Below are 24,687 nucleotides of genomic sequence, written 5' to 3' on the forward strand. Positions count from 1 at the left end.
ACGAAGTAGTCTTGAGCCCATGCCTGAACGCCGTACCGTCGCACTCGTCACCCTTGGCTGCGCCCGTAACGAGGTGGACTCGGAGGAGCTCGCAGGCCGTTTGGAGGCGGACGGCTGGCAGCTCGTCGAGGACGCCGAGGCCGCGGACGTCGCCGTCGTGAACACCTGCGGCTTCGTCGAGGCCGCCAAGAAGGACTCGGTCGACGCCCTCCTGGAGGCGAACGACCTCAAGGGACACGGCAGAACCCGGGCCGTCGTGGCGGTGGGCTGCATGGCCGAGCGGTACGGCAAGGAACTCGCCGAGGCCCTCCCCGAGGCCGACGGCGTGCTCGGCTTCGACGACTACGCGGACATCTCCGACCGCCTCCAGACCATCCTGAACGGCGGCATCCACGCCGCGCACACCCCCCGCGACCGGCGCAAGCTGCTGCCGATCAGCCCGGCCGAGCGGCAGGAGTCGGCCACCGGCGTCGCGCTGCCCGGGCACGCCCCCGCCGACCTTCCGGAGGGCCTCGCTCCGGCCTCCGGCCCCCGCGCGCCCCTGCGCCGCCGGCTGGACGGCTCCCCGGTCGCCTCCGTGAAGCTCGCCTCCGGCTGCGACCGGCGCTGCTCCTTCTGCGCCATCCCGTCCTTCCGCGGCTCCTTCATCTCGCGCCGCCCGAGCGACGTGCTGAACGAGACGCGCTGGCTCGCCGAACAGGGCGTGAAGGAGATCATGCTGGTCTCCGAGAACAACACCTCCTACGGCAAGGACCTGGGCGACATCCGCCTGCTGGAGTCGCTGCTGCCCGAGCTCGCCGAGGTGGACGGCATCGAGCGGGTGCGCGTCAGCTACCTCCAGCCGGCTGAGATGCGGCCCGGCCTCATCGACGTCCTGACCTCCACCCCGAAGGTCGCGCCCTACTTCGACCTGTCCTTCCAGCACTCCGCGCCCGGCGTGCTGCGCGCGATGCGCCGCTTCGGTGACACCGACCGGTTCCTGGAACTGCTCGACACCATCCGCGGCAAGGCGCCCGAGGCCGGCGTGCGCTCCAACTTCATCGTCGGCTTCCCCGGCGAGAGCGAGGCCGACCTCGCCGAACTGGAGCGCTTCCTGAACGGCGCGCGGCTGGACGCCATCGGCGTCTTCGGCTACTCCGACGAGGAGGGCACCGAGGCGGCGACCTACGACAACAAGCTCGACGAGGACGTCGTCGCCGAGCGGTTGGCCCGCGTCTCGCGGCTCGCGGAGGAGCTCGTCTCGCAGCGCGCCGAGGAGCGGGTCGGCCAGACCGTGCACGTCCTCGTCGAGTCCGTCGAGGAGGACGGCGTCTACGGCCGCGCGGCGCACCAGGCGCCCGAGACGGACGGCCAGGTGCTGCTCACGAGCGGCGCCGGCCTGCGCGTCGGCCGTATGGTCGAGGCGAAGGTGGTCGGTACGGAGGGTGTCGACCTGGTGGCCGAGCCGCTTCAGAGCTCGTTCGGGTCGCCTGCGTGGAGTGAGGAGGCGGGCAGATGACCGGTGTCCCGGCAACTGCGGCGGGAGGCCCCTCCGGCGCGAGGAGGGCCGCGGCCGGTGCGGCCGCAGCGGCCGCGGGGAAGGTTCCCGGGGCGGCGGCCGGGCGTGCGGTCGCGCGGTCGGCCGAGGGCGGGCCGACCGGTGCCGGGCAGGGCGCGTCCTCCGAGGCGGGCCACGGCGTATCGCCCGGCGAGGTGCCCGGTGCGGATGGCGCCGGGGCTTCCGTCGGTGGGGTCTCGGAGACCGCCGCCGACGGCGCGCAGGGCGAGGACAGGCCGGCGCGGGGCGGGAAGCTGGCGGCAGCGGCCGTCAACCAGGCCAGTGTCTGGAACATCGCCAACCTCCTGACCATGCTCCGGCTGGTCCTCGTACCGGCCTTCGTCGCGCTGATGCTCGCCGACGGCGGATACGACCCGGCGTGGCGGGCCCTCGCCTGGGCGGCCTTCGCCATCGCCATGATCACCGACCTCTTCGACGGTCATCTGGCGCGCACGTACAACCTGGTCACGGACTTCGGGAAGATCGCCGACCCCATCGCCGACAAGGCGATCATGGGCGCGGCGCTGATCTGTCTGTCCGCGCTCGGCGATCTGCCGTGGTGGGTGACCGGCGTCATCCTCGGGCGGGAACTCGGGATCACCCTGCTGCGTTTTCTCGTCATTCGGTACGGCGTCATCCCCGCCAGCCGCGGCGGCAAGCTCAAGACCCTCACCCAGGGCGTGGCCGTCGGCATGTATGTGCTGGCGCTGACGGGGTGGCTGGCGACCCTGAGATGGTGGGTGATGGCCGCGGCGGTCGTGCTGACCGTGGTGACCGGGCTCGACTATGTGAAACAGGCCATTGTGCTGCGCAGGCGGGGAATCGCCGAGCGCAAGGCCGCGTTGGAGGAGAAGGAAGCGTGAGTTCCACGGCCACCGACGTGGTGCGACTACTCACGGTGAAGGGCGAGACGCTCGCCGTCGCGGAGTCGTTGACCGGTGGCCTCGTTGCGGCGGAGATCACATCCGTCCCCGGGGCGTCCAAGGTCTTCCGGGGCTCGGTGACCGCCTATGCCACCGAACTGAAGCATGACCTGCTGGGCGTCGACGCCACCTTGCTGACGTCACGTGGAGCGGTGGATCCGCAGGTCGCGGCCCAGATGGCGGTCGGCGTCCGCACGGCGCTCGGCACCGACTGGGGCATCGCGACGACCGGTGTCGCGGGTCCCGATCCGCAGGACGGACAGGCCGTCGGGACGGTCTTCGTGGCCGTGGACGGACCTGTCGGGACCGATTCCGGTTCTGCCGGCGGCGGAAAAGTGGAGGGTCTGCGGTTGAACGGCGACCGCGCGGAAATTCGTAGAGAGAGTGTACGGAGCGTACTCGCACTGCTCCTGAAGGAGCTTGCGAGCGAACAGACTGGGAATGAGCGGGCACAGGATACGGAACGGAACGGGGGGTTTTGATGTTTGCAGCCCTGAGTGAACACGACATCGCTCCCCGCACGGCCGCGGCGCAAGGCGGTACGGTGGGGCGTAATGGATGCGGCTACGCGGTCCGAGGAGGGAGCCACCGATGATTCTGCTCCGTCGCCTGCTGGGTGACGTGCTGCGTCGGCAGCGCCAGCGCCAGGGCCGTACTCTGCGCGAAGTCTCCTCGTCCGCCCGAGTCTCACTCGGCTATCTCTCCGAGGTGGAGCGGGGGCAGAAGGAGGCTTCCTCTGAGCTGCTCTCCGCCATCTGCGACGCGCTGGACGTACGGATGTCCGAGCTCATGCGGGAAGTGAGCGACGAACTCGCCCTCGCGGAGCTGGCCCAGTCTGCTGCGGCCACCCCCAGCGAGCCTGTGCCCACGCCGGTTCGACCGATGCTGGGCTCCGTTTCGGTGACCGGTGTGCCACCGGAACGGGTGACCATCAAGGCGCCCGCCGAGGCGGTGGACGTCGTCGCCGCGTGACGCTTCGCGCGTGCGCGGCATGAACGAGCGGTGCTGACCAGGCACCGAGACGTGGTGAGGCCCCGGCCGGGGTTCTCCGGGAGATCCGGAGGGGTGTCGGTCGGGGTTTTCGCTTGCCTGCGGGATGCCTGGCGGCGCTATGTCTGGCTTATTTGCGTTTGCCGGTGTGGCGTGCGGCCGTCATCGTTGAGGGGATGGCGGGGGGCAGCCCACGGAGGTGCGGATGTACGTCGTGAAGAGCCCGTTGTCGGACGCGAGCCTGAAGACCGTGTCCGAGGCGCTGCAAGGTGCCCTCGTCGATCTCGTGGACCTCGCCCTGGTGGCGAAGCAGATCCACTGGAACGTGGTGGGGCCGCGCTTCCGTTCCGTGCACCTCCAGCTCGACGAGGTCGTCGACACCGCGCGGAAGTACTCCGACACCGTGGCGGAGCGCGCCGCCGCGCTCGGGATCCCGCCGGACGGGCGGGCCGCGACGGTCGCCGTCGGCAGCGGGATCGGCGTGACCCCCGAGGGGTGGGTCGACGACACGACCGCCGTGGGGACGCTCGTCGAGGCGCTGGGTGCCGTGATCACGCGGATGCGGGAGCGGGTCGCTGCGACCGGGGAGCCGGACCCGGTGAGCCAGGACATCTTCATCGGGATCACCGCGGACCTGGAGAAGCATCACTGGATGTTCCAGGCCGAGAACGGGTGACCGGAGCGGGCGCGGCAACGGGCGAGGGGTCGGCCGGGGGCTTCACCGCTCGGCGTGGAGGGGTGCGCGGTGCGCCTGTGTGCCCGTGGTGCGCCCTGCCCGCGGCCCCGGGTGGCCGAATAGCGTCGGGCCGGAGGTGGCGGCCATGGCGGGGATAGCGCGCTGGGGGGCCTGGAGCTGGGGTGTCCGCGGGGCCGTGCTCGGGCTGGGGGTGCTGTGGTGGTGGGCCGTGCTCCGGCTGGCGGTCGTGCCCGGTGCGGGGGCGCTGGAGGCGGCGGTCGCGGCCGGGGGGTGGGGGCTGAGCGTGCTGCCGGTGCATTGCGTGGCGAAGGGGCGGGCCAAGGGGGCGGTCGGTTCGGGGCGGTGGCGCAGGCTCTGGGGTGTCGGGGGCCGGGGTATGCCCCTGGGGGACCGGGGTGCGGTGTCGCGGCGAGGGTGAGCGGCCATCGGTGGGCGAGCGGCGGGGCGTGATCTACCACGGCATGGCCACGCCTCCGTTGGGGCGGATGATCTGACCCGTCGTGAAGGCCGAGGCGTCGGATGCCAGGTGCAGGACCGCGTGGGCGATGTCCTCGGGTTCGCCGACCCGGCCCAGGGGTGACCTGCGGGCCATGACGGACTCCGTGCGTGCCTGGGCCTCGCTGTCGTGGCGGTCGGTCATCGGCGTACGGATCCAGCCCGGTGCGACCGCGTTGACACGGATGCCGTGCCGGCCGACCTCGGTCGCGAGGGTCTTCGTCAGCTGGACGACCGCCGCCTTGGCCGCGCCGTAGCAGAGCAGTCCGGGGCCGCCGGTGTCGACGGCGCCCGAGGCCATGGTGACGATGCTGCCCCGGGTGCCGAGGGCGATCATCAGACGGGCCGCCTCCTGGCAGGCGTACAGCACTCCCTTGAAGTTGACGTTCAGCACGCGGTCGAGGTCCTCGTCCCGGGTCTCCAGCACGGGGCTGCTGTGCATGATGCCGGCGATCGCGGCCAGGACCTCCAGGCGTGCGCAGGAGGTGATGGCCTGCCTCAGCCGGGAGCGGTCGGTGACGTCGAGGGCGTGGGTGCGGGCGGTGCCTCCGGCGGCCTTGATCAGCGTCGCCGTCTCGTGCAGGCCCTCGGTGTCGCGGTCCGCGCAGTGCACGGTCGCGCCCGCCTCGGCGAGCAGGAGCGCCGAGGCGCGGCCGATACCGCTCGCGGCGCCGGTGACGAACGCGGTCCGGCCGCTGAGGTCGTACGCCGTGACGGGCATGGGGTGACCGTACGAGCGTTTCTGACGGGTCGTCAATTACTAGGGTCGGATCCGTCTGGCCGGGGCGGGGCCCGGCTGGCAGGTGGGGCACCAGTAGGTGGGGCGTTCGCGGGAGCCGTCGCCCTGGTCGGCGACGCGGACGGAGGTGCGGCAGCGCAGGCAGGGGCGGGGTGCCCGGCCGTACACGAAGAGGTCCTGGCCGCGGCGGCCCGTCGTGCTGCGCAGGAAGCAGAGCTCGCTCTTGTAGACATTGCCGATGCCGGCGAGGTTGCGCTGGTCGAGCAGGGCCTCGCCGAGGGGGCGGGCGGGGTCCTGGAGGAGGTTGGCGAGGGCCCGGTCGGGGTCCCAGTCCGGGCCCAGGAGGTCGGGGCCGAGGTGGCCGACGGCGCGGTGCTCGTCGGTGGTGCGCAGGAGTTCCAGGACGGGGAGGCGGTAGCCGACGGCCGTGCGGTCGGCGGTGCCGAGGATCGCGCGGATCTGGTGGCCGGGCCCGCCGGTCCAGCGCCGGCCGGTGTCGTACACCTTCCATGAGCCGTCCATCCGCAGGTGGGAGTGGAGGGTCAGGCCGCCCTCGACACGGGTCAGGAGGTGCTTGCCGCGCGGGGTGACGTCGAGGACCGCACGGCCCGTGAGATCGGCCGTGGCCAAGCGGGGCACCCGGAGGTCGCTGCGGGTCAGCACCTTGCCCGCGAGGGCGCTGTGCAGCCGTCTCGCGGTCTGCCAGACCGTGTCTCCTTCGGGCATGGGTCAAGGGTGGCACGGGGGCCGGGTGGCCGGCCGGGGCGCCCGGTGGGCGGTGCGGCCGTCAGGCGCGCAGGCGGAGCCCTCGGGGTGTCGCGATGAAGCCCGCTCCTTCCAGGAGGGTGCCGATGGGGGAGGTCAGGGCCTGGGCGCCGTTGACGCGCTCCACCGTGACCGTGCCGAGGGAGCCCGCGCGGGCGGCTGCGGCGAGTGCCTCCGCGGCTGCGGTCAGGCGGGGGTCGTCGGCGGGGTCGCCGTCCGGGTCGGCGGCCCAGGCGAGCAGGGTCTTGCCGCCGCGCTCCATGTAGAGCGTCAGCTCTCCGTCGACCAGCACCACCAGGGAGCCCGCCTTGCGGCCCGGCTTGTGCCCGGCGCCGGTCGGGGGCTCGGGCCAGGGCAGGGCGGCGCCGTACGCGTTCGCCGGGTCGGCGGCGGCGAGGACGACGGCCCGGGAGGCGGCGTCCGGGCGGGTACGGCGGCCCGGGAACCCGTCGTAGCCCGCGCGTCCGCCGTTCTGCCAGGACGGGGTGCCCTGCGGGGCGTAGTCGCGGGGCGAGATCCACTCGCCCGGGGACGGCCTGGGAGTGTCGTAGGAGGAGCCCGGACCGGGGAAGCCGTCGTGGCGCGGGTCGTCGGTGTGGTCGGTGGAGGGGGCCGAGTCGTCCGGGTCGGCGAAGTCGTGAGCCGGGAACGGGTCGGGGTCGGGAACCGGAGGGGGGCCGGGCAGGTCCTCGCCGCGGTCGCGGGCGTTGGACACCGCGCGCAGGCGGTCCACGGCGCCGTCCATCGCGAACTGCGCCGCGCCGAGGCCCTCCACCACATAGCCGCGGCGGGCCTGGCCGCTCTCCTCGAAGGCCGACAGGACGCGGTACGTCGCCGAGAAGCCGCCCTCGACGCCCTCCGCCGCGACCGCGCCCCTGGTGACTACGCCGTGCCGGTCGAGGAGGGTGCGGGCGAGGGCGTGCGCCCGGACCGTCGGGTCCGGCTCGTGGGCCGGGAGCAGGGACCAGCGGCCGGCGACGGTCGGCGGGCCGGAGCGGGACGCCGGGCGGGCCGCGGCCGTCAGGGAGCCGTAGCGGCCGCGCGGGACGGCGCGCTTGGCGCGGTGGGCCGTGGAACCTGCCGTACGGCCCGAGCCGAGCAGGGAGCGCATGGGGGAGAGCGTGTCGTTCGTCAGGCGTCCCGACCAGGCCAGGTCCCACAGGGCGTCGGCCAGCTGGGGATCCGTGGCGTCCGGGTGAGTGGTGGCGCGGACCTGGTCGGCGATCTGGCGGAAGAACAGGCCGTAGCCCCCGGAGAGCGTGTCCAGGACGGACTGGTGGAGGGCGGTCAGCTCCAGGGGATGCGGGGGCGGCAGGAGCAGCGGCGCCGCGTCCGCCAGGTAGAGGGAGACCCAGCCGTCCTTGCCGGGGAGGGAGCCCGCCCCGGCCCAGACCACCTCTCCGGCGGCGGTGAGCTCGTCCAGCATCGCGGGCGTGTAGTTCACGACCCGGGAGGGCAGGACGAGCTTCTCCAGGGCGGAGGCGGGCACGGACGCGCCCTGCAGTTGCTCGATGGCGCGCACCAGTCCGTCGATGCCGCGCAGGGAGTGTCCCTTGCCGATGTGCTGCCACTGGGGGAGGAACTGGGCGAGGGCGGCCGGCGGCACCGGTTCCAGTTCGTGCCGCAGGGCGGCCAGGGAGCGGCGGCGCAGGCGGCGCAGCACGGCCGCGTCGCACCACTCCTGGCCGATCCCGGCCGGGTGGAACTCGCCCTGGACGATCCGGCCGGCCGCGGCGAGCCGCTGGAGGGCGCCCTCGGTGACGGCGACGCCCAGGCCGAAGCGGGCCGCTGCCGTGGCCGAGGTGAACGGGCCGTGGGTGCGGGCGTAGCGCGCGAGGAGGTCGCCGAGCGGGTCCTTGACCGGCTCCGTGAAAGCCTCCGGGACGCCGACCGGCAGGGCCGTGCCCAGCGCGTCGCGCAGGCGGCCCGCGTCCTCGATCGCCGCCCAGTGGTAGGCGCCGGCGACGCGGACCCGGATGGCGCGGCGGGCACCGGCCAGCTCCTGGGCCCACTGCGGCTCGGCGCCCCGCTCGGCCAGCTCCGCGTCCCTGAGCGGGCCGAGGAGGCGGAGGAGGTCCGCGACCCCTTCGGCGTCCTTGACGCGGCGGTCCTCCGTGAGCCACTGGAGCTCGCGCTCCAGCTCGGTCAGGACCTCCGCGTCGAGCAGCTCGCGCAGCTCCGCCTGGCCCAGCAGCTCGGCCAGCAGCCGTGAGTCCAGCGACAGGGCCGCGGCGCGGCGCTCGGCGAGCGGGGAGTCGCCCTCGTACAGGAACTGGGCGACGTAGCCGAAGAGGAGGGAGCGCGCGAAGGGGGACGGCTCGGGGGTGGTGACCTCGACCAGGCGCACCTTGCGGGACTCCAGGTCGCCCATCAGCTCGACGAGCCCGGGGACGTCGAAGACGTCCTGGAGGCACTCGCGGACCGCCTCCAGGACGATCGGGAACGACCCGAACTCGCTCGCCACCTGGAGCAGCTGGGAGGCGCGCTGCCGCTGCTGCCACAGCGGGGTGCGCTTGCCCGGGTTGCGGCGCGGCAGCAGCAGCGCGCGGGCGGCGCACTCGCGGAACCGGGAGGCGAACAGGGCCGAGCTGCCCACCTGGTCGGTGACGACCTGGTCGACCTCGCCCTTGTCGAAGACGACGTCGGCGGCACCCACAGGAGCCTGCTCGGCGTCGTACTCGCGGCCCATCTTCACCGGGTCCTGGTCCAGCAGGTCCAGGCCCATCAGGTCGGCGTCCGGCAGGCGCAGGACGATGCCGTCGTCGGCGTGCATGACCTGCGCGTCCATGCCGTACCGCTCGGAGAGCTTGGCGCCGAGCGCGAGTGCCCAGGGGGCGTGCACCTGGGCGCCGAAGGGGGAGTGCACGACCACGCGCCAGTCGCCCAGCTCGTCGCGGAAGCGCTCGACGACGATCGTCCGGTCGTCCGGGACGTGGCCGCAGGCCTCGCGCTGCTCGTCCAGGTACGAGAGCACATTGTCCGCCGCCCAGGCGTCCAGGCCGGCGGCAAGGAGGCGGAGCCGGGCGTCGTCCTTGGGCAGGGAGCCGACCTCGCGCAGGAACGCGCCCACGGCCCGGCCCAGTTCCAGCGGACGGCCCAGCTGGTCGCCCTTCCAGAAGGGCAGCCGTCCCGGCACGCCCGGGGCCGGGGAGACCAGGACGCGGTCGCGGGTGATGTCCTCGATGCGCCACGAACTCGTGCCCAGCGTGAAGACGTCGCCGACGCGGGACTCGTAGACCATCTCCTCGTCGAGCTCGCCGACCCGGCCGCCGCCCTTCTTCGGGTCGGCGCCGGCGAGGAAGACGCCGAAGAGGCCGCGGTCGGGGATCGTGCCGCCGGAGGTGACGGCGAGGCGCTGCGCGCCGGGGCGGCCGGTGATCTCGCCGGTGACGCGGTCCCAGACCACGCGCGGGCGCAGCTCCGCGAACGCGTCCGACGGGTAGCGGCCGGCCAGCATGTCGAGGACCGCCGTGAAGGCCGACTCGGGGAGTGAGGCGAAGGGGGCGGCCCGGCGGACGGCGGCGAGGAGGTCGTCGAACTGCCAGGTGTCCATGGCCGTCATGGCGACGATCTGCTGGGCCAGGACGTCCAGGGGATTGGCGGGCACCTTGAGGGACTCGATGGCGCCGGTGCGCATGCGTTCGGTGACCACCGCCGCCTGGACCAGGTCGCCGCGGTACTTCGGGAAGACCACGCCGGTGGAGACCGCGCCCACCTGGTGGCCCGCCCGGCCCACGCGCTGAAGACCGGAGGCCACCGAGGGGGGTGACTCGACCTGGACCACGAGGTCGACCGCGCCCATGTCGATGCCCAGTTCGAGGCTGGACGTGGCCACCACCGCGGGGAGGCGGCCCGCCTTGAGGTCCTCCTCGACCAGGGCACGCTGCTCCTTGGACACCGAGCCGTGATGCGCCCGGGCGATGACCTGGGGTGCGCCCTGGGCCGCCCCCGAGCCGCCCATGAGCTCGGCCGGGGAGTGGTGCTCGTCCAAGGGCACGCCCGTGGCCCGCTCGTACGCGATCTCGTTCAGGCGGTTGCACAGGCGCTCCGCGAGGCGGCGGGAGTTCGCGAAGACGATCGTCGAGCGGTGGGCCTGCACGAGGTCGGCGATCCGCTCCTCGACATGCGGCCAGATCGACGGACGCTCGGCACCCTCCGAACCGTCCGCCACCGGGGAGCCGCCCAGCTCGCCCAGATCCTCCACCGGGACGACCACCGAGAGGTCGAACTCCTTGCCCGACTCCGGCTGGACGATCTCCACCTTGCGGCGGGGCGAGAGGAACCGGGCGACCTCGTCCACCGGGCGGACCGTCGCGGAGAGGCCGATGCGGCGGGCGGGCTTCGGCAGGAGGTCGTCCAGCCGCTCAAGGGAGAGCGCGAGGTGGGCGCCGCGCTTGGTGCCGGCGACCGCGTGCACCTCGTCGAGGATCACCGTCTCGATGCCGGTCAGCGCGTCGCGGGTGGCCGACGTCAGCATCAGGAACAGCGACTCGGGGGTCGTGATCAGGATGTCCGGCGGGCGGGTGGACAGGGCGCGGCGCTCGGCGGCGGGGGTGTCGCCCGAGCGGATGCCCACCTTGACCTCGGGCTCGGGCAGACCCATCCGTACGGCCTCCTGGCGAATGCCGGTCAGAGGGCTGCGGAGGTTGCGCTCGACGTCCACGGCCAGGGCCTTCAGCGGCGAGACGTACAGGACCCGGCAGCGCTTCCTGGGGTCGGCGGGAGGCGGGGTCGAGGCCAGCTGGTCCAGGGCGGCGAGGAAGGCGGCCAGGGTCTTTCCGGAGCCGGTGGGGGCGACGACCAGCACGTCCGAGCCCTCGTGGATGGCCTGCCACGCGCCCGCCTGGGCCGTGGTGGGCGCGGGGAAGGCGCCCGTGAACCAGGCGCGGGTCGCGGGGGAGAAGCCGTCCAGGGCTCGGTGTGCGTTGCTGGGCATGCGTCCATCGTGCACCTCGCCACTGACAACGGCGGTCCGCCGCGTGTTCGCCGGCCGTCTCGCCGTGGGGCGGGGCCGCGTCAGGGGAACCGTCGGCTGCGGACAATGGTCGTATGAGCGAGCGCGCGCGGCATTGGCGGTACGACGAACTGCCCGGGGTCGACCTGCTGCGGGCCCGGTATGTGCGGAAGACGTTCGTGCGGCACACGCACGAGAACTTCGTGATCGCTGCCATCGCCGACGGGGTGGAGGTCTTCCAGCACGGCGGGGGCGATCAGTACGCCGGGGCCGGGGCGCTGGCGCTGGTCAATCCGGACACTCCGCATACCGGGCGGGCCGGGGTGCCCGAGGGGTGGCGGTACGGGGCCGTGTATCCGCCGGTGGACGTCGTGGCGGAGATCGCGGCGGAGACCACGGCTCTTCGGGGGACGCCGGGCTTCGTCAGCCCCGTGCTGGACGATCCGTATGCCGCCGGCTTGGTGCACCAGGTGCTGCGGGCCGCGGACGAGGGCAACGCGCTGGCCGCGGACACACTGCTCAGAGTCGCCGTGACCAGGTTGCTGCGGTTGAACGGGGGGCCCATGCCGCGGCGCACGGTGCGGACGGCGGGGGCTCGGATCGCGGCACGCGCGCGTGCTGTGCTGGAGGAGCGGATGGCACGGCCGCCCAGCCTGGAGCAGTTGGCGGCCGAACTCGGGACCAGTCCGTTCGCGTTGCTGCGGGCCTTCAGAAACGCCTATGGGATGCCACCGCACACATGGCTCACGGATGCCCGGGTCCGCAGGGCGCGTGGCCTGCTGGATGCGGGCACGGCACCTTCGGAGGTGGCCGTGGCCGTGGGCTTCACCGATCAGCCGCATCTCAACCGGCACTTCAGCCGGATCGTCGGTGTGCCTCCGGGGGCGTACCAGCGGGAGCGCAAGAACGTACAAGACGCGCTGCAAGGGCCGCCCGTAGGTTGCGGTGCGTGGCAGAACCAATAGCTCTCCAAGACGCAGGACCCAGTGAAAAACCCGACAGTGCCGTCGTGCGGGACGCGCTCGGCGTCGGGGTCGCCGTGGGATTGTCCGGATTCGCCTTCGGGGTGACCTCGGCCGGCAGCGGACTCTCCCTGCTCCAGACCTGCGCGCTCAGCCTCCTGGTGTTCACCGGGGCGTCCCAGTTCGCCCTGGTGGGGGCTCTCGCGGCCGGGGGCGGCCCGTTCACGGCCGCCGCCGGCGCCTTCTTCCTGGGCGTGCGGAACGCCTTCTACGGCTTGCGCCTGTCGCAGCTGCTGGTCCTCCCGCGCGCGGTACGGCCGTTCGCCGCCCAGTGGGTGATCGACGAGACGGCCGCCGTCGCGCTCGCCCAGCCCACGCGGCGCGCAGCGCGGATCGGGTTCCTGGTGACCGGGCTGACTCTGTACGTCCTGTGGAACCTCACCACGCTGCTCGGCGCCCTGGGCGCCGGTGCCCTCGGGGACACCGACGCGTGGGGGCTGGACGCCGCGGGGCCCGCCGTGTTCCTGGCACTGCTCGCGCCGATGCTCCGGACCGGCAGCGAGCGGGCCGTCGCCGGGCTCGCCGTGCTGCTGGGGCTCGGGCTGCTGCCCGTACTGCCCGCCGGAGTGCCGGTTCTGGCAGCCGCGCTGGCGGCGCCGGTCGTGCTGTGGGCGGACGGCCGGCGCAAGGGACAGGGGGACGAGCGGTGAACGTCTGGATCGCGATCGGTGTGACCGTCCTCGGGTGCTACGCCGTCAAGCTGGCCGGGCTGCTGGTGCCCGCAGGGGCCCTGGAGCGGCCCGTCGTCAAGCGTCTCGCTGCCTTGTTGCCCGTCGCGCTGCTCGCGGCCCTCACGGCCCAGCAGACCTTCGCCGACGGGCAGACCCTGGTCCTGGACGCCCGGGCCGCCGGGCTCGCGGCAGCGGCCGTGGCGCTGGTGCTGCGCGCGCCGTTCCTGCTCGTCGTCGCGGCGGCCGTGGTGGTGACCGCGGGGGCGCGGGCCCTGGGGGCGTGATCAGTCGATGGCGCGGCCGTGCGCGCTGAGGGCGCGCAGGGCCGCGATCGTCATGACCGGGCGCGCCTCCAGGGCGGGGGCCGGGGCCCAGCGGCGCCACCGGACCGGCCAGCCGCCGTCCTCCTGCTGCTGGGCCGCGAGGTGGTCCAGGGAGCGGGCCATCTCGTCGTCCGTGAACCACGCGCGCGCGAGGGAGCGCGGTGTCCGCGCGTAGTCGTACGGGAAGTGGTGCTCGCCCGGCGCGTAGCCGGGGGAGACCAGATACGCGTCCAGGTCGTCGGGGTCCAGAGCCGCGAGGCCCTGTGCGCGGACCAGGCGCCCCAGGCGGTCGGCGGCCGCCTCCGCGCGCGGGCGGTCGGGGGCGGAGTCCAGGAACGCCACGGCGGCCTCGACCTCGTAGGGGTGGGACTTCTCCAGGGACTCGACCGCCTGCCAGCAGAAGTCCGTGGCCCGGAACAGCCAGGCGTGCCACACCTCGTTGCGGTGCAGCAGGCCGACCACCGGACCGGTGGCCAGCAGGGCGCTGGGCGGGTCGTCCACGACCGGCACGAAGGGGGCCGTGGGATAGCCGCGCTGGCTGGGGTGGATCGCCGGGAGCGCGCCGTCCGCCGTGGAGACGGACGTCAGGTAGCGGCACATGCGCTCCACGCGCTGGCCGGCGCAGCGTCCGACGGCGTCCAGGACGCGCAGGGCGTGGGCGGTGTGCAGCGGCTGGCTGACCGGGCCGCGCAGATCCGGCTCCAGGGCGTGGCCGTACCCGCCGTCGTCGTTGCGGTAGGCGTCCAGGGCGGTCTCCACCGGGTCGGCGGCGCCGCCCCGGAAGTGATGCGCGAAGAGGCGTTGCTCCAGCACGCGCGCGGTGAGCCAGACGAAGCGTTCGGCGCGCGCCACGGGGGTGTGCGGCGGGGGCGTCGGGGGGAGTGGGGTAGCTCCTGTTGCGGCCATGGGTCAGACCGTAGGGCCGAAGCCGTCCCGGCAGGCGGTCCCGGCTCAGGCCCACCCCCAGGGGCGGGATACTGGAGTCATGCGGTTGACGGTCTTCTGGCAGCGGATGGCGGAGCACTTCGGTCCGGGATACGCCGACACCTTCGCGCGCGACCATGTGATGTCGGAGCTCGGCGGGCGCACGGTGAACGAGGCGCTGAACGCCGGCTGGGACGCCAAAGACGTCTGGCAGGTGGTCTGTTCGGTCATGGACGTGCCCCGGGAGAAGCGCTGAGACCACGGCCGGCCGGCCGCCGAGAGCGCTGACCGGTCACGAAGATCGCAGGCGGGCAGACGGCTGTCGGCGGCGTGGGCGAGACTTGGTGCGTGGCACCCTCTGACGAGACCGGGCAGGCAGCCCCGCAGTCCCCGTTCGGTACGACGCCGCCCGCCCGGCCCCCGGCCGACGGGGCCGCCGGGCCGAACGGCCGCATGCCCCGCTGGCTGCCGCGCGCGATGGTGCTCGCGCTCGCTCTGGTCGCCGTGTTCCAGCTGGGCAGCTGGGCCTTCCACCAGCTCACCGGCCTGCTGATCAACATCCTCATCGCGTTCTTCCTGGCGCTCGCCATCGAGCCCGCGGTGAGCTGGATGGCCTCGCGCGGCATCCGCAGGGGACTGGCCACGTTCGTCGTCTTCATCGGCGTGATGATCGTGTCGGCCGGTTTCGTCACGCTGCTCGGTTCCATCCTCGCGGACCAGATCATCAAGATGATCGAGGGCTTCCCGGCGTACCTCGACTCCGTCATCAACTGGATCAACACGCACTTCAAGACCGATCTGAAGCGCGTGGACATCCAGGAGGGCCTGCTCCGTTCCGACTGGCTGCGCAACTACGTGCAGAACAGCGCCACAGGCGTGCTGGACGTGTCCGCCCAGGTCATCGGCGGCCTCTTCCAGCTCCTGACGATCGCCCTGTTCTCGTTCTACTTCGCCGCCGACGGCCCGCGACTGCGCCGCGCGCTCTGCTCGGTCCTGCCGCCCGCCCGGCAGGCCGAGGTGCTGCGCGCATGGGAGATCGCCGTCAACAAGACCGGCGGCTACATCTACTCCCGCGGTCTGATGGCGCTGATCTCCGGCATAGCGCACTTCGTCCTGCTCCAGTTCCTGGACGTGCCCTACGCGCCCGTGCTTGCCGTGTGGGTGGGCCTGGTGTCGCAGTTCATCCCCACCATCGGCACGTATCTCGCGGGCGCCCTGCCCATGCTGATCGCGTTCACGGTGAACCCCTGGTACGCGCTGTGGGTGCTGATCTTCGTCGTGTTCTACCAGCAGTTCGAGAACTACGTGCTCCAGCCCAAGCTGACCTCCAAGACCGTCGACATCCACCCCGCGGTCGCCTTCGGCTCGGTCATCGCGGGGACCGCGCTCCTCGGCGCCGTCGGCGCGCTGATCGCCATCCCCGCCATCGCCACGCTTCAGGCCTTCCTGGGGGCCTACGTGAAGCGGTACGACGTCACGGACGACCCCCGTGTACACGGCCATCGCCGACGGGGGGAGGGGCCGGGCCTGATCACGCGCGCGAGGCTGCTGTGGGCCCGGCGGGGAGAGGCGGGGCGGCCCGAGAGCGGGGGGTCCGAGGGCGGAGGCCCCGGGAAGAGCCCGTCCTGAGTCGCTGCGCCCTGCCGCACGGAGGTGCCGTGTGGTGCGCTTGACACGAAAATCGAACATCCATTCTTATGGAGTCTCCGGCGCGGCTCAACGGAGGGCGTTTCGACGTACTTTGGGTGGAGAAGTGCCCGAGTTATCCACAGGCCGGACGGGCGTCGGGGCGCATTGTCAGTGGCAGGCGTTAGCGTCTTTGACGTGAAGCGATCGACTCAAGCAAATCGGGTGGAACCCATGGCAGGAACCGACCGCGAGAAGGCCCTGGATGCCGCGCTCGCACAGATTGAACGGCAATTCGGCAAGGGCGCGGTCATGCGCATGGGCGACCGGACCAATGAGCCCATCGAGGTCATCTCGACCGGGTCCACCGCCCTGGACGTGGCGCTCGGCGTGGGCGGCCTGCCGCGCGGCCGCGTCGTGGAGATCTACGGACCGGAGTCCTCCGGTAAGACCACCCTCACCCTGCACGCGGTGGCGAACGCGCAGAAGGCCGGAGGCCAGGTCGCCTTCGTCGACGCGGAGCACGCCCTCGACCCCGAGTACGCGAAGAAGCTCGGCGTCGACATCGACAACCTCATCCTCTCCCAGCCGGACAACGGCGAGCAGGCCCTGGAGATCGTGGACATGCTGGTCCGCTCCGGTGCCCTCGACCTCATCGTCATCGACTCCGTCGCGGCGCTCGTGCCGCGCGCGGAGATCGAGGGCGAGATGGGCGACAGCCACGTCGGTCTTCAGGCCCGCCTCATGAGCCAGGCCCTGCGGAAGATCACCAGCGCGCTCAACCAGTCCAAGACCACCGCCATCTTCATCAACCAGCTCCGCGAGAAGATCGGCGTGATGTTCGGTTCCCCGGAGACCACGACCGGTGGCCGGGCGCTGAAGTTCTACGCCTCGGTGCGTATCGACATCCGCCGCATCGAGACCCTGAAGGACGGCACGGAGGCGGTCGGCAACCGCACCCGCTGCAAGGTCGTCAAGAACAAGGTAGCGCCGCCCTTCAAGCAGGCCGAGTTCGACATCCTCTACGGCCAGGGCATCAGCCGCGAGGGCGGCCTGATCGACATGGGCGTGGAGCACGGCTTCGTCCGCAAGGCCGGCGCCTGGTACACGTACGAGGGCGACCAGCTCGGCCAGGGCAAGGAGAACGCGCGCAACTTCCTGAAGGACAACCCCGACCTGGCCAACGAGATCGAGAAGAAGATCAAGGAGAAGCTGGGCGTCGGCGTGCGACCGGAGGAGCCGGCTGCCGAGCCGGGTGCGGACGCCGCGGTCTCCCCCGCACCGGACGACGCGAAGACGGTGCCCGCTCCGGCGGCGGCCAAGGCGGCCAAGACCAAGGCCGCTGCTGCCAAGAGCTGACCCGTGACACGACGAACCGACTGGGCGGAGTACGAGTACACCGCCTCCGGTGTCCCACGGGGGAGGGGCACCGGAGGCGACACGGGCTCAGCCGTGGACGGGGAGGACGGGCACGCACGGCACGAGCACGCCCTGTACGAGGGCGACTGGCCGCACTTGGACGAGGCGTACGTGGACGAGGCGTACGTGGACGAGGCGTACGGTGGCGACGAAGGGCCGCACGGGGGCGACGAAGGGCTGCACGGGGGCGGCCCGGAGACCGGCCGGGGCGCGGACCTCTCCGGCGTGGACGATCCCGGCGGCAGGGACTCGGGCGTCGGCCGACGGCGTGGCGACGGCGGGGCGCGGCGCGGGGACGGCTCACGTGACGGTGGGTCGCGTGGCGGCGGACCGCGCGGGGGACGCGGGCGGCGCCGACGCGGCTTCGGTGAGGCGGCCGACGCCGAGGACGGAGGCGCCCTCTCCTCGTCGAGGGCCGAGCAGGGGGCGCCTCCAGGGGACCCGGTCGAGCAGGCTCGGGCGATCTGCCTGCGCCTGCTCACCGGGACCCCGCGGACCCGCAAGCAACTCGCCGACGCCCTGCGCAAACGGCAGATCCCGGACGACGCCGCCGAGGAGGTGCTGTCACGGTTCGAAGAAGTCGGCCTCATCGACGACAGCGCCTTCGCGGACGCCTGGGTCGAGTCGCGCCACCACGGCCGGGGGCTGGCCCGGCGCGCGCTCGCCCGGGAACTGCGCACCAAAGGCGTGGACCCGACCCTCATCGACGAGGCCGTCTCCCAGCTCGACTCCGAGCAGGAGGAGGAGACGGCGCGTGAACTCGTCGCGCGCAAGCTCCGCTCCACCCGTGGGCTCGACCGCGACAAGCGACTCCGCCGTCTCGCGGGCATGCTCGCCCGCAAGGGCTACCCCGAGGGCATGGCCCTGCGCGTGGTCCGGCAGGCACTGGAGGAGGAGGGCGAGGACACGGACTTTCTGGCGGACGAGGGATTCTGAGCCGGAAGCCGGCTGACCCACCGCACGGGCATCCGGCTCACTCCACCGGAAGCCCCGCCCTCTGCCAGGCCTGAAACCCCCCGACCAGATCCGTGGCCTGGTGCAGTCCCAGCTGGTGCAGGGACTGGACCGCGAGGCTGGAGGCGTACCCCTCGTTGCAGATCACGACGATGCGCAGGGCGTGGCTCGTGGCCTCGGGAAGGCGGTGGCTGCCCTGCGGGTCGAGGCGCCACTCCAGTTCGTTGCGCTCGACGACTGCGGCGCCGGGGATGAGGCCGTCCCGTTCGCGCAGGGCGGCGTAGCGGATGTCCACCAGCAGCGCGTCGCCGGCCCGGCCGGCCTCGTACGCCTCGTGCGGCTCGATCCGCTGGTAGCCCGCGCGTACGCGCTCCAGCAACTCGTCGATGCCCACGGGAGGTTGGTCCTCACCGTTCGCAGGCCGGTGAGTGCTCACTGCCAGTCCTCCGGTCGCTCCACCTGCTCCAGGCGCAGGATCGGCCCGCTGCGGCTGTAGCGGCGGATCTGCGGCAGGGGCGGGTAGTAGGCGTGGACGGAGATCGCGTGCCGGTCGGAGGACTCGTTGAGCACCTCGTGGACGTGGTGCCGGCCGAAGGCACGGCCCTGCCCGGCCGGCAGCCGCCGCTCCCGGTCGACACCGTCGGTGAGTTCCAGGGTCTTCCAGCCATCGGTGGGCAACCGCGCGGCGAGAGCGTTCTCCTTGAGCTCGCCCGACGCGGTCAGGAAGGCGCCGACGGAGTCGGCGTGGTCGTGCCAGCCGGTGCCCGTGCCGGGCGGCCAGCCGATCAGCCAGGCCTCGCTGCCGCCGGGGCCCTCCAGCCGCACCCAGGTGCGACCTTCCGGGTCGAGGGGCAGGGAGGCGATCAGCTCCCTGTCGGCGGCCGTACGCCGGACGAAGTCGAGGAGGTCGGCCTGCGTGGGAGCCGAAGCCGCGGACGAGACGGAGGAGGGGACAGAAGGCGATGCGGAAGGGGATACAGACACGGGTGCCGTCCTGAGGGTCCTGATGAGGGTTCGCGAGACGGCGCGTCAGCCGGTGGAGAGAGCGCGGCGCGCGCACAGGGGGAGGAAGGATGCGAGGTCAGCAGGACGGACGACACACGCAGCCCGCATAGCGGACGAGGTCCATATGGACCCTCCGCCACAGGCGCACACAGGTGTCGGTCACGCACCGGAGTACACCATGACCGTCCGGGCCGGTCAACTCACTGTCACCATGCGGACGCACTGTGACAGTGAGCACGTCACCGGGGTGTCGGCGTCAGTGCGAGCCGGCCGAAGCACCGGCCCCTGCCTGCGCTTTCGCCGGTCCGCCGACGGTGGCCTCCGCCGCCGCGTACAGGTCCTCCGGGCGTACTCCGCTCAGGGCGGTGACGAGGTGCCCGTCGGGGCGGATCAGGAGCACCGTGTGCGCGGCCGCGCCCGGATAGCTCTCGGCGACCAGCAGTTCGGCGGGGTGCGGCAGTGCCGTGACGGCCGCGGCGAGCCGGGGCATGATGCCCGCCCTGGCCCAGTGCTTGCGTTCCCACACGCCCGTGCCCGGCGCGATCAGCACCACGAGCAGGGCGCCGCGGCCGAGCCGGTCCCGCAGCCGTACGAAGGTGCCGTCCTCCGCGGTGACCCGGACATCGGTGACCGGTGCTCCGGGCGGTGTGTAGACCGGGGTCTCCCCTTCGAGGTGCGGGGGCGCGAGTGGCGAGTCGGCGTACGCCCCCGGCGCACCGAGCTGGCCGTGCCCCAAGTGGCCGTCCGTGAGGAGGCCGTCGTGGCCCCGGGCCGAGCCGGGGACGTAGGAGCGCAGGCCTCCGCCTCCGCGCAGCAGCGGCAGGACCTGGTCGGCGGCGCGCAGCCGGGCGGCGACGACCGCCCGGCGCTCGGTCTGGTAGCTGTCGAGCAGCGCCTCGTGCGGTCCGTGGTGCCAGGCCACGGCCAGCTTCCAGGCGAGGTTGTCCGCGTCCCGCAGGCCCTCGTCCAGCCCGTGCGTGCCCAGCGCCCCGAGCAGGTGGGCCGCGTCCCCGGCGAGGAAGACGCGGTCGGCGCGCCAGCGGCGGGCCAGACGGTGGTGGACCGTGTGGACTCCCGTGTCCAGCAGGTCGTACGGCGGGGTCGAGCCGCCCGCCCAGCCGGCCAGGGTCTCCCGGATGCGGGTCAGCAGCAGCTCGGGGGTGACCAGGTCCTTGCCGGGCGGCAGGAGCCAGTCGATGCGCCAGACGCCGTCCGGCAGGGGGCGTGCGGTGACCTCGCCGGCCGAGGGGCCCGACATGCGCCACGGCGGCACGCGGTGCAGCAACGCCTCGTCCTGCCAGGGCAGTTCCGTGCGCAGCGCGGCGACGGCGTGACGTTCCACCGCCGTACGGCCCGGGAAGCGGATGTCCTGGAGCTTGCGCACGGTCGAGCGGGGGCCGTCGCAGCCGACCAGGTAACTGCCGCGCCACCAGGTGCCCTTGGGGCCGCGGGTGTGGGCCGTGACACCGGAGGACTCCTGTTCGATGCCGTCGAGCCGGCTCTCCACCGCGACCTTGACGAGCCGTTCGTCCGCGAGGGCGGCGCGCAGGGCGCCGGTCAGGACGTGCTGGGCGATGTGCAGCGGGGCGGGGTCGGTGCCGTCGAAGACGATCTCGCGCATCACCTGCTTGCGCCGCATCGACCGCCATCCGGCCCAGTGGGAGCCGAGCCGGGCCAGGGGGATGCCGGTCAGCCGTTCGATGAGCGCGGCGGTGTCCTCGCGCAGGACGACGGTGCGTGCCGCACGGGTCTCGTCCTTGCCCGGCCCCTCGTCGAGAACGACGCAGGGCACCTCCTGCCGCGCCAGCGCCAGGGCGAGCGTGAGCCCGACGGGCCCCGCTCCGACGATGATCACCGGGTCCACGGCGCGGCGCCCCCTGCCCGCGGTGATGTCCTGAGAGACGTAGGTGAACAGGAAGTTGGAGCAGGGTGCACGATCACAGAACGTATGCAACCCATTGCCGGTGCTTGCGTCAAGTGACCGGCGGTCGGTGGCGATCATGCCGCCGCCCCAAGGGTAGCCGGGCGACACGTCCGTCACTTGATGGGGTGTCGGGTCGGCCCGAGCCGGATGGTTCGGGCTCGGCACGTCTGTGGCCCGCCGGGTTCCCGGCGGGCCACAGACGTAGCGGTTGTCGAGCGGTCAGATCCTGCCCTCGGCTCCCGTGCCGTAGGTGTCGCCCACCTCAGCCGCGTTCACATCGTCGACCTTGTCGGCGCCCAGAACGGCTCCCGTGCTCCGCTTGCTCCGGCGCAGCCTGCCCTCCAGCCAGGAGGCGAAGGACGTGAGGATGAAGTTCAGCACGATGAAGATGACCGCCACCACGATGAAGCTGGGGATGACGTTCGCGTAGTTGGCCGCGAGGGTGCTCCGCGTGTTGAGGAGCTCGGTGAAGCCGAGCATCACGCCGCCCAGCGCGGTGTCCTTCACGATGACGACCAGCTGGCTGACGATGGCCGGCAGCATGGCGGTGACGGCCTGCGGCAGCAGGATGCTGGTCATCGTCTGGCTCTTGCGCAGGCCGATCGCCATCGCCGCCTCCGACTGCCCCTTGGGCAGGGAGAGGATGCCCGCGCGGACGACCTCGGCGAGGACGGACGCGTTGTAGAGCACCAGACCGGTGACGACCGCGTACAGGGGCCGCTCATCGCTGGGGATGCCCGTGGAGCGTACGTAGAACTCGTTGGCGAACAGCATCAGCAGCAGCACCGGGATGGCCCGGAAGAACTCGACCACCGCGCCGGCCGGGATGCGCACCCAGCGGTGGTCGGACAGGCGCAAGATACCGAGGACGGCGCCCAGCGGGAGAGCGATGACCATGGCGAGCGCCGCGGCCTTCAGCGTGTCGGCCAGGCCCGGCAACAGATAGGTCGTCCACGCCTCGGACGTGGTGAACGGCTTCCACAGGGACCACTGCAGCTGGTTCTTGTCGTCCAGCGTCTGCCAGACCCACCACAGGAGCAGGGCGAGCAGGACGAAGAAGATCACCGAGAACAGCAGGTTGCGCCGCTTGGCCTTCGGGCCGGGGGCGTCGTAGAGAACGGACGTCATCGCTTCACCGCCAGTCGCTTGCTCAGCCAGCCGAGGATCAGGCCGGTGGGCAGAGTCAGTACCACGAACCCGAAGGCGAAGATCGCGCCGATGAGCAGCGTCTGTGCCTCGTTCTCGATCATTTCCTTCATCAGGAGGGCGGCCTCCGCCACGCCGATCGCGGCCGCCACGGTGGTGTTCTTGGTCAACGCGATGAGCACGTTGGCCAGCGGTCCGATGACGGAGCGGAACGCCTGCGGCAGTACCACGAGCCTCAGTACCTGGCTGAAGCTGAGCCCGATGGCCCGTGCCGCCTCAGCCTGCCCGACGGGCACCGTGTTGATGCCGGAGCGGATGGCCTCGCAGACGAAGGCAGCCGTGTAGGCAACGAGACCGAGGAGAGCCAGTCGGAAGTTCTTGACTGCGAAATCCTCGGACGCGCCCATCGTCATGCCGAAGATGTCGGCGAGGCCGAGCGACGTGAAGACGATGATGACGGTCAGCGGGATGTTCCGGACGATGTTCACGTAGGCAGTGCCGAAACCGCGCATCAGCGGGACGGGGCTGACCCGCATGGCCGCAAGGAAGGTGCCCCAGATCAGGGAACCGATGGCCGACAAGACGGTGAGCTGAATGGTGACCCAGAAAGCGCCCAGCACGGACGGGTCGTCATATTTTGAAAGAAAGTCGAACACGATCTCCCGCGCTTCCGGGTGGGTGGCGTAGGTGGCGGACGTGGCGCGCCGCCGTCAGAGACGTGATGGCGACGCGCCTGCGGATCCCCGCAGCGACTGCGGGGATCCTGCGTCGGCGGAGTTCCGCGTTACTGGACGATCTGGCCGATCTTCGGGGCGGGCTCGTTCTTGTAGTTCGCCGGGCCGAAGTTCTCCTTGACGGCCTTCTCCCAGGAACCGTCGCTGACCATCTTCTCGAGGGCGGCGTTGATCTTGTCGAGGGTCGCCTTGTCGCCCTTCTTGACACCGATGCCGTAGTTCTCGTTGCTCAGCTTCAGGCCGGCCAGCTTGAACTGACCCTTGTACTGCTCCTGCGCGGCGTAACCCGCGAGGATCGAGTCGTCGGTCGTCAGCGCGTCCACGCCACCGCTCTGCAGAGCGGCGAGGCACTCCGAGTAGCCACCGCGCTGGTCCAGCTGGGCCTTCGGCGCGAAGTCGTCCTTGACGTTCTGCGCCGAGGTCGAGCCGGCGACCGAGCACAGCTTCTTCTCGTTGAGGTCCGTGGCCTTGGTGATGTCCGAGTCCTTCTTCACCAGCAGGTCCTGGTGGGCCAGCAGGTAAGGACCGGCGAAGTCGACCTTCTGCTTGCGCTCGTCGGTGATCGAGTACGTGGCCGCGATCATCTTCACGTCACCGCGGGACAGCGCGTTCTCGCGGTCCGCGCTCTTGGTCTCGACCCACTCGATCTGGTTGGGCTCGTAGCCCAGTTCCTTGGCAACGTACGTCGCCACGTCCACGTCGAAGCCGGAGAAGGAACCGTCGGGCTCCTTCAGGCCCAGACCGGGCTGGTCGTACTTGATACCGATCTTGATCTTGTCGCCGCCGCCGGAGCCGGAGCCGTTGGAGTCACCGCCGTTGTCGCCACCACAGGCGGTGGCGGTCAGAGCGAGGACGAGAGCGGTGGCGGCCGCGGCGGAGACCTTGCGGAGCTTCATGGTGAACATCCTTTGCCGTGAAGAGAAAACCGTCGTTGCGGGTGACGCGGATCGTCGCGGGCGCGACGCGCGCCTCAGTGATGCAGGATCTTCGAAAGGAAGTCCTTGGCACGGTCGCTGCGCGGATTGCTGAAGAACTGGTCGGGCGCAGCCTCCTCGACGATTCGGCCGTCTGCCATGAACACCACGCGGTTTGCGGCCGATCGTGCGAAACCCATCTCATGGGTGACGACGATCATCGTCATGCCGTCGCGGGCGAGCTGCTGCATGACCTCCAGCACCTCGTTGATCATCTCGGGGTCGAGCGCGGAGGTGGGCTCGTCGAAGAGCATCACCTTCGGCTCCATGGCCAGCGCCCGCGCGATCGCCACGCGCTGCTGCTGGCCGCCGGAGAGCTGTGCCGGGTACTTCTCGGCCTGCGCGCCCACGCCCACCCGGTCGAGCAGGGCCCGGGCCCGCTCCTCGGCCGCCTTCTTGTCCTTCTTGCGGACCTTGATCTGGCCGAGCATCACGTTCTCGAGCACGGTCTTGTGCGCGAAGAGGTTGAAGGACTGGAAGACCATCCCGACGTCGGCCCGCAGCCGGGCCAGCTCCTTGCCCTCGGCGGGCAGCGGCTTGCCGTCGATCGTGATCGAGCCGGAGTCGGTCGTCTCCAGGCGGTTGATGGTGCGGCACAGGGTGGACTTGCCGGACCCGGAGGGTCCGATGACCACGACGACTTCACCGCGGGCGATCGTCAGGTCGATGTCCTGGAGTACGTGCAACGCGCCGAAGTGCTTGTTGACGCTCTTCAGGACGACCAGTTCGCCGGTCGCGGCCACATCTTCCTTGGCCACCGATACTTCGGTCATCGCTCTCAGGCTCCGTCCTCCTCGGTTTCGGAGGACAGTAGTAACCCTCTACGACCTGCGTCATTACATCTGAGGGGAATCTGAGCATCACG

24 protein-coding genes and 1 pseudogene are annotated in these 24,687 nt (G+C 71.8%); 13 read left to right on the forward strand and 12 right to left on the reverse strand.

Going from position 1 to position 24,687, the window contains the following annotated elements; all coding sequences use genetic code 11:
- The first annotated feature begins 19 nt into the window (after nt 1-19).
- The 6 genes from rimO to IE255_RS32730 all read left to right on the forward strand — a co-directional run bounded on the left by rimO (nt 20) and on the right by IE255_RS32730 (nt 4,565).
- Entirely contained in the window at nt 20-1,498 is a 1,479-nt protein-coding gene (rimO, locus tag IE255_RS32705) for a 30S ribosomal protein S12 methylthiotransferase RimO (RefSeq protein WP_190054026.1), read from the forward strand.
- Nucleotides 1,495-2,400: a CDP-diacylglycerol--glycerol-3-phosphate 3-phosphatidyltransferase gene (gene pgsA / locus IE255_RS32710; RefSeq protein WP_190054027.1), complete on the forward strand. Its 906-nt coding sequence runs from the start codon at nt 1,495-1,497 to the stop codon at nt 2,398-2,400. The genes rimO and pgsA overlap by 4 nt, the downstream gene beginning before the upstream one ends.
- On the forward strand, nt 2,397-2,942 hold the full coding sequence (locus IE255_RS32715; RefSeq protein ID WP_190054028.1) for a CinA family protein: 546 nt from the start codon (nt 2,397-2,399) through the stop codon (nt 2,940-2,942). The genes pgsA and IE255_RS32715 overlap by 4 nt, the downstream gene beginning before the upstream one ends.
- Before the next feature lie 109 nt (nt 2,943-3,051).
- Nucleotides 3,052-3,432: a helix-turn-helix domain-containing protein gene (locus IE255_RS32720; RefSeq protein ID WP_003993396.1), complete on the forward strand. Its 381-nt coding sequence runs from the start codon at nt 3,052-3,054 to the stop codon at nt 3,430-3,432.
- Nucleotides 3,433-3,655: 223 nt separating this feature from the next.
- Complete coding sequence (locus IE255_RS32725) at nt 3,656-4,126, forward strand: Dps family protein (protein ID WP_190054029.1); 471 nt, start codon at nt 3,656-3,658, stop codon at nt 4,124-4,126.
- A 145-nt stretch (nt 4,127-4,271) separates the two neighbouring features.
- Nucleotides 4,272-4,565 (forward strand): hypothetical protein, encoded by a 294-nt coding sequence (locus tag IE255_RS32730; protein ID WP_190054030.1) that lies wholly within the window; start codon nt 4,272-4,274, stop codon nt 4,563-4,565.
- A gap of 33 nt (nt 4,566-4,598) precedes the next feature.
- Here the strand turns inward: IE255_RS32730 and IE255_RS32735 are convergent, their stop codons facing one another.
- The 3 genes from IE255_RS32735 to IE255_RS32745 form a co-directional block, all read right to left on the reverse strand.
- Nucleotides 4,599-5,363, reverse strand: a complete 765-nt coding sequence (locus tag IE255_RS32735; RefSeq protein WP_190054031.1) for an SDR family NAD(P)-dependent oxidoreductase — start codon at nt 5,361-5,363, stop codon at nt 4,599-4,601.
- A 39-nt stretch (nt 5,364-5,402) separates the two neighbouring features.
- Entirely contained in the window at nt 5,403-6,107 is a 705-nt protein-coding gene (locus IE255_RS32740; protein ID WP_190054032.1) for a DNA-formamidopyrimidine glycosylase family protein, read from the reverse strand.
- Between the two features lie 61 nt (nt 6,108-6,168).
- Complete coding sequence (locus tag IE255_RS32745) at nt 6,169-11,082, reverse strand: ATP-dependent helicase (protein WP_190054033.1); 4,914 nt, start codon at nt 11,080-11,082, stop codon at nt 6,169-6,171.
- 113 nt (nt 11,083-11,195) lie between these two features.
- Between IE255_RS32745 and IE255_RS32750 the strand changes: the two are divergent.
- From IE255_RS32750 to IE255_RS32760, 3 genes and pseudogenes are all read left to right on the forward strand, one after another.
- Nucleotides 11,196-12,032, forward strand: a pseudogene (locus IE255_RS32750) (AraC family transcriptional regulator); the annotation flags it as partial.
- Nucleotides 12,033-12,049: 17 nt separating this feature from the next.
- On the forward strand, nt 12,050-12,772 hold the full coding sequence (locus IE255_RS32755; RefSeq protein WP_190054035.1) for an AzlC family ABC transporter permease: 723 nt from the start codon (nt 12,050-12,052) through the stop codon (nt 12,770-12,772).
- Entirely contained in the window at nt 12,769-13,077 is a 309-nt protein-coding gene (locus IE255_RS32760; RefSeq protein ID WP_190054036.1) for an AzlD domain-containing protein, read from the forward strand. Before IE255_RS32755 ends, IE255_RS32760 begins: the two co-directional genes overlap by 4 nt.
- On the opposite strand, the gene IE255_RS32765 is transcribed toward IE255_RS32760, so the two are convergent.
- A complete protein-coding gene (locus IE255_RS32765; RefSeq protein WP_190054037.1) occupies nt 13,078-14,022 on the reverse strand; it encodes a hypothetical protein in 945 nt (314 codons plus the stop codon).
- A gap of 79 nt (nt 14,023-14,101) precedes the next feature.
- Here IE255_RS32765 and IE255_RS32770 point away from each other — a divergent pair, with 79 nt between their 5' ends.
- The 4 genes from IE255_RS32770 to recX all read left to right on the forward strand — a co-directional run bounded on the left by IE255_RS32770 (nt 14,102) and on the right by recX (nt 18,021).
- Nucleotides 14,102-14,296, forward strand: coding sequence for a DUF3046 domain-containing protein (locus IE255_RS32770; protein ID WP_190054038.1), 195 nt, complete (start codon nt 14,102-14,104; stop codon nt 14,294-14,296).
- A gap of 92 nt (nt 14,297-14,388) precedes the next feature.
- Entirely contained in the window at nt 14,389-15,669 is a 1,281-nt protein-coding gene (locus tag IE255_RS32775; protein WP_190054039.1) for an AI-2E family transporter, read from the forward strand.
- Nucleotides 15,670-15,900: 231 nt separating this feature from the next.
- Nucleotides 15,901-17,025: a recombinase RecA gene (recA, locus tag IE255_RS32780; RefSeq protein WP_190054040.1), complete on the forward strand. Its 1,125-nt coding sequence runs from the start codon at nt 15,901-15,903 to the stop codon at nt 17,023-17,025.
- A 3-nt stretch (nt 17,026-17,028) separates the two neighbouring features.
- Nucleotides 17,029-18,021, forward strand: a complete 993-nt coding sequence (recX, locus tag IE255_RS32785; protein ID WP_190054041.1) for a recombination regulator RecX — start codon at nt 17,029-17,031, stop codon at nt 18,019-18,021.
- Between the two features lie 37 nt (nt 18,022-18,058).
- On the opposite strand, the gene IE255_RS32790 is transcribed toward recX, so the two are convergent.
- From IE255_RS32790 to IE255_RS32820, 8 genes are all read right to left on the reverse strand, one after another.
- The gene (locus tag IE255_RS32790) at nt 18,059-18,481 is read right to left on the reverse strand and encodes a rhodanese-like domain-containing protein (protein ID WP_267975416.1); all 423 of its coding nucleotides are present in this window, start codon (nt 18,479-18,481) and stop codon (nt 18,059-18,061) included.
- Nucleotides 18,472-19,023 (reverse strand): cupin domain-containing protein, encoded by a 552-nt coding sequence (locus IE255_RS32795; RefSeq protein ID WP_190054043.1) that lies wholly within the window; start codon nt 19,021-19,023, stop codon nt 18,472-18,474. Before IE255_RS32795 ends, IE255_RS32790 begins: the two co-directional genes overlap by 10 nt.
- Nucleotides 19,024-19,120: 97 nt before the next feature.
- On the reverse strand, nt 19,121-19,282 hold the full coding sequence (locus IE255_RS40460; protein WP_372487612.1) for a putative leader peptide: 162 nt from the start codon (nt 19,280-19,282) through the stop codon (nt 19,121-19,123).
- Between the two features lie 18 nt (nt 19,283-19,300).
- On the reverse strand, nt 19,301-20,908 hold the full coding sequence (locus IE255_RS32800) for an FAD-dependent monooxygenase (RefSeq protein ID WP_190054044.1): 1,608 nt from the start codon (nt 20,906-20,908) through the stop codon (nt 19,301-19,303).
- 279 nt (nt 20,909-21,187) lie between these two features.
- Complete coding sequence (locus IE255_RS32805; protein WP_190054045.1) at nt 21,188-22,096, reverse strand: amino acid ABC transporter permease; 909 nt, start codon at nt 22,094-22,096, stop codon at nt 21,188-21,190.
- Nucleotides 22,093-22,770, reverse strand: coding sequence for an amino acid ABC transporter permease (locus tag IE255_RS32810; RefSeq protein ID WP_190054046.1), 678 nt, complete (start codon nt 22,768-22,770; stop codon nt 22,093-22,095). Before IE255_RS32810 ends, IE255_RS32805 begins: the two co-directional genes overlap by 4 nt.
- 128 nt (nt 22,771-22,898) lie before the next feature.
- Nucleotides 22,899-23,744 (reverse strand): glutamate ABC transporter substrate-binding protein, encoded by an 846-nt coding sequence (locus IE255_RS32815; RefSeq protein ID WP_190054047.1) that lies wholly within the window; start codon nt 23,742-23,744, stop codon nt 22,899-22,901.
- Nucleotides 23,745-23,818: 74 nt separating this feature from the next.
- The gene (locus IE255_RS32820; protein WP_190054048.1) at nt 23,819-24,595 is read right to left on the reverse strand and encodes an amino acid ABC transporter ATP-binding protein; all 777 of its coding nucleotides are present in this window, start codon (nt 24,593-24,595) and stop codon (nt 23,819-23,821) included.
- Nucleotides 24,596-24,687 lie beyond the last annotated feature (92 nt).

It is taken from the genome of Streptomyces lomondensis (genome assembly GCF_014651035.1).
Lineage (GTDB): Bacteria > Actinomycetota > Actinomycetes > Streptomycetales > Streptomycetaceae > Streptomyces > Streptomyces lomondensis.